The sequence below is a fragment of the Deinococcus sp. genome, from assembly GCF_030523985.1.
GTDB lineage: Bacteria > Deinococcota > Deinococci > Deinococcales > Deinococcaceae > Deinococcus.
This window is the reverse complement of record NZ_JAUNHK010000154.1, coordinates 1-4,237: the sequence shown is the minus strand read 5'-3', so window position 1 is coordinate 4,237 and position 4,237 is coordinate 1. Positions and strand designations below refer to the sequence as shown.

The 4,237-nt window shown below is 67.1% G+C and carries 5 protein-coding genes; 4 read left to right on the top strand and 1 reads right to left on the bottom strand.

The window, feature by feature from the left end; all coding sequences use genetic code 11:
- The 4 genes from Q4C89_RS14140 to Q4C89_RS14125 all read left to right on the top strand — a co-directional run.
- A partial coding sequence (locus Q4C89_RS14140) for a sigma factor (RefSeq protein WP_368493245.1) occupies positions 1-739 on the top strand: 739 nt, incomplete at its 5' end.
- A complete protein-coding gene (locus Q4C89_RS14135) occupies positions 736-1,434 on the top strand; it encodes an anti-sigma factor (RefSeq protein WP_303103266.1) in 699 nt (232 codons plus the stop codon). The genes Q4C89_RS14140 and Q4C89_RS14135, both read left to right, overlap by 4 nt.
- A 5-nt stretch (positions 1,435-1,439) precedes the next feature.
- Positions 1,440-2,696: a lycopene cyclase family protein gene (locus Q4C89_RS14130; RefSeq protein WP_303103265.1), complete on the top strand. Its 1,257-nt coding sequence runs from the start codon at positions 1,440-1,442 to the stop codon at positions 2,694-2,696.
- Between the two features lie 20 nt (positions 2,697-2,716).
- Positions 2,717-2,884, top strand: a complete 168-nt coding sequence (locus Q4C89_RS14125; RefSeq protein WP_303103264.1) for a hypothetical protein — start codon at positions 2,717-2,719, stop codon at positions 2,882-2,884.
- Positions 2,885-3,044: 160 nt separating this feature from the next.
- On the opposite strand, the gene Q4C89_RS14120 is transcribed toward Q4C89_RS14125, so the two are convergent.
- Entirely contained in the window at positions 3,045-4,157 is a 1,113-nt protein-coding gene (locus Q4C89_RS14120; protein WP_303103263.1) for a Gfo/Idh/MocA family protein, read from the bottom strand.
- Positions 4,158-4,237: the final 80 nt, after the last annotated feature.

The window sequence follows — 4,237 nt, the reverse complement described above, 5'->3', positions numbered from 1 at the left end:
GCCGCCGCGACGCCGCCGGGCTGCTAAGCTGACGGGCAGAAGCATGAGCCTGGATAAGCCCCCCACCCAGACGGCCCCCTCCCCTTCTCCTGCGCCTGGAGGGGTGGAGGCGGCGGCCCAGCGGCAACCGCCCAGCGACGAACAGGTGCTGCTCGACATGGCGGCGGGCCAGGAATTGGCGCTGCTCGAACTGCACCGCCGCTACGCTCCCCTGCTGCACGGCCTGGGCAGCCGCATGGTGGCCGACCCGCTGCTCGTTCAGCGCGGCGTGGAAGACGCTTTTGTCAACGCCTGGCACAACGCGGCCTACTACGACCCCACCCGCGCCAGCGTGCGGGCCTGGCTGGTCAGCATCGCCCACCACCGTTTCCTGCATCTGCTGCGCGAGGGCCACGCGGGGGCGGGGCTGGAGCTGCACGAGTGGTTTGACCGGGTCACCGCGCCGGGCGACCAGAACCTGCAACTGCTGGCCCTGGCGTACTACCGGGGCGAGCCGCTCGACAACCTCTCCAGCATCAGCGGCCTGCCCCGGCCCGCCGTCGAGGACGCGCTGCGTGACGCCATGGCCCAGCTCAGCCAGAGCGCCGCGCCCCTCCCCCCGGCCCCGGCCCATCCCACCCTGGTCGAAGACGACTGGCCGCCCTTCCTGGGGCCCGATACCGAGTTGCAGCCCTGGGAAAACCCGCGCCGCACGGCAGATCTGACCGAATTTTCGCGCCGCTCGGAGAACGAACAGTGAACCGCCAGGAACTTCTGGCGCTGGCGCTGGGTCAGCTGGGAGAAAGCGAGCAGCAGCGGGCGCAGTTGGCGCTCGACCAGAACCCCGAATTGCGTGCGGCGCTGCGCCAAGACCTTGAAGCCCTGACCCACCTGCTCGACGACCTGGACTTGCAGGCCATCCAGATTTCTCCCCAGGCCCCCCAGAACCTGCTGAGCCGGGTGCGCTCCGAGCCGCCCACGCTGGACGACTGGGTGCCAGCCACCCCCGTGACCCCGGTCAGTTCGCCCGCCGTCAGCCCGGGCAAGGCCACCTCCTGGCTGCTGCCCGCCGGTCTGGCGCTGGTCCTAGGCCTGGGAATGGCGATGCTGCTGCGGCCCAACCCTGATCTGCCTGCCCGCTACGCCGCCTCGCCGGGCGCCCGGAGCTTCCAGGCCGAGGGAGCCGAGGGACAGGTGGGGCGACTGGTGCGACTCAGCGACGGACGGGTGTATGTCCACATGGAACGCGCTCTGGAAGCGGGCCGCACCTATCAGCTGTGGCGACTGTTGCCCGGCGAAGGCAAGCGGCCCCAGCCCCGTTCTCTGGGAGTCTTCGAGAGCGGCATCATGACCCACGCCATGCCGCGCAGCGCCGTGCTTGCCGTCAGTGTGGAACCGCCCGGCGGCAGCGAAGCGCCCAGCAGCCCCTTGCTGTTCAAGCAGCGGCTTCGCTAGAGCTTATGCCGCACTCTGCCACTCGCTCGGATGTGCTGGTCGTAGGCGGTGGGCCAAGCGGAACGGCCCTCGCCGCCGAACTCGGTTTGCGGGGCTTGCAGGTCACGCAAGTCGCGCCGCACCCGCCCCGCCCCTTTCCCCAAACCTACGGCGCTTGGCACGACGAACTGCCCGCCTGGGCACAGGGCTGTGCTGCCGAAGTCTGGACGGACGTGCGGGTCTACACGCCGCACCTCACGCCACTCCTGCGGCCCTATGTGCTTCTGGACAACGCCGCCCTACTGCGTCAACTGCGGGCTCGGGGCGACTGGCGCTGGCAAGAGGGAGCGGCGGTGCAGGCCGAGCGGCAGGGGCCGAACCGCTGGACGGCCTACGGCGCGGCGGGCGAGCGGTGGGACACCCGGCTGGTCGTGGACGCCAGCGGGCATGGGGCGCTGCTCTCCCCCATTCGCTTCGCAGGTGGCCCGGCCCTACAGACGGCTTACGGTCTGGTGGCGCGGTTTCGTCGCCCGCCCATTTCACCGGGCAGCATGGTCTGGATGGACTACCGTACGCCTGCCCCGCAACTCCGGCAGGGGGAGGCGAGTTTCCTGTACGCCATGCACCTGGGCGCTGACCGCTATTTCGTGGAAGAAACCAGCCTGATTGCCCGCCCTGGCCTGTCCCGCCAGGAGTTGCAAGCCCGGCTGCTGGCCCGACTGGACGCGCAGCACACGCCCCCGCACGCCATAGAGGAGGAAGAATGGGTGGCCTTTCCCATGAACGCCGAGGCGCCCGCGCCTGCTGGCCCGCTGGCGTATGGCGCGGCGGCGGGGCGGGTGCATCCGGTCAGCGGGTTTCAGGTGGCGGGGGCACTGGCCGATGCGCCGGGCGTGGCGCAGGCCGTAGCCGAAGCACTGGCCGACGGGCAAGACGCCGCCGCTGCCGGGCAGCAGGCCCTGTGGCCCCCGGCCCGCCGCGCCGCCCGCGCCCTGCATCTGCTGGGCACCGACGCGCTGCTGGGGCTGCGCCGGGACGACCTGCCGGACTTTTTTCGCACGTTCTTCGGGCTGCCGACTTCCGAATGGGCCGCTTTTCTGGCCCACGACACGGGCGCTACGGCGCTGGCCCGCACCATGCTGCGCGTGTTTGCCGGAGCCGACCCCCGCGTGCGCCTCACACTCGCCCGTGCCGCCCTCGCCCACCCCACCACCAGCGGACAGGCTCTACTGACCGCGATTACTGAAGATTTGTTCCAGACATTTGCCACACAGAACTCCTGAAAAGCTGTCATGCTTTTTCCATGACCAAAGTAGACGAGAACATCGGCAACACCGACCAGCGCGAAGTTATCGAAGAAGGCATGCAGGGCGCGACGGGCAACGTGGACGCCAACGGCCTGGACGCCAACATGAGCGAACAGGAGAAGGCCGACAAGCTCGACGAACTGAAAGAGAACCTGAGCGAGTAATTCTTCAAAACAAGGTGCCGGGAAAGCCCTGACTGCTGGCTTTCCCGGCACTTCGACTTTTCTGGTGGGCCAGATGATCACTGGCCCAGCCCCGCTTTTTCTTCCACTCGCTCTGCTCGGAAAAATGGTTTGGATGCCCAAACCATTTTTCGAAGCCGTTTTAGACTCCTTCCCCCGGCATTTCCGGCTTCTTCTCGCCGCGTGAGGCGTCCTTTTCCTTCACGGGCTTAAGTTCCACGCGCTTGCCCGTGCGGGCGCTTTCGTAGATGGCGTCCATCACGATGTGGTCGGCTACGCCTTCTTCGCCGGGCGTCCAGGGGGTCTTGCCCTCGCGGATGCACTGGGCGAAGTGGTCGAATTCGTTGCCGAACTGGTCATAGGCAGGAAAACTGGGCTGGAACTTGCCCTTATCGTCCTCGATGGTCAGCTTGAGGCCCTGGTAATCGAAGGCGGGGTCCATCAGCACACTGCCCTTTTCGCCCAGCACGCGCAGGGTAGAGGTGTCCTGGGCGGCGTAACTGGTCAGGCAGTTGGCGACCACGCCGCCGGAAAAGCCCATCATCCAGCTCACGCGCTCCTCAACCTGCTCAAAGCGCTCGTCGCCCTGGGGCTGGTTCAGATCGGCAAAGACCCACTGCGGCTCCTCGCCCATCACGAAGCGGATGATGTTCAGCGAATACAGGCCGATGTCGGGCAGGGGGCCGCCGCCCGCGAGGTCACGCCTCAGCCGCCACGCTTCGGGGTCGTCCTCGACATGGGCGTGAATGGAGTCAATGACGCGGATGGTGCCGAGTTTGCCGCTTTGCACGGCGTCACGGGCCGCCCAGTGTTCGGGGGTGTACTGGCAGCGGTAGGCGGTCATCAGCAGCACGCCCGCGTCCTTGCAGGCGTCCACCATCGCCTGCGCGTCCTCGGCGTTCACGCTCAAGGGCTTTTCGCACAGCACATGCTTGCCGATTTTGGCGGCCCGCTCGGTGTACTCGCGGTGCATGGAGTTAGGCAGCACGATAAACACGGCTTCCACGTCGTCACGCTCGCCCAGTTTCTCGAACTCGTCGTAGGAGTACACGTCGTTTTCGGTGAGGTCGAAGGCGCGGGCAAACGCTTCGCCCTTGTCTTCCTCGCTCGTGACCAGCGCCGCCACATACGCGTGTTCGCTGGTGCGGGCCGCCGGAATCAGTTCCTCGGCGCTGAGCTTGCCGATGCCGACGATGGCATAGCCGACGCGCTTTTTCTCGGATTCGGGTTTGGGGATTTCGGGTTTCAGAGGCATACGTTCAGGCTAGGGGGCAAGAGCACGGCACAAGTTGGAAGCGCTTCACGCGGGCTTGAGGTGACGCCGGGTCAGTGAAT

Excerpts from the sequence above, each read along its gene's own strand:
- Q4C89_RS14120 (WP_303103263.1), bottom strand. The coding sequence starts at position 4,157 with ATGCCTCTGAAACCCGAAATCCCCAAACCCGAATCCGAGAAAAAGCGC.
- Q4C89_RS14125 (WP_303103264.1), top strand. The coding sequence starts at position 2,717 with ATGACCAAAGTAGACGAGAACATCGGCAACACCGACCAGCGCGAAGTT.
- Q4C89_RS14130 (WP_303103265.1), top strand. The coding sequence starts at position 1,440 with ATGCCGCACTCTGCCACTCGCTCGGATGTGCTGGTCGTAGGCGGTGGG.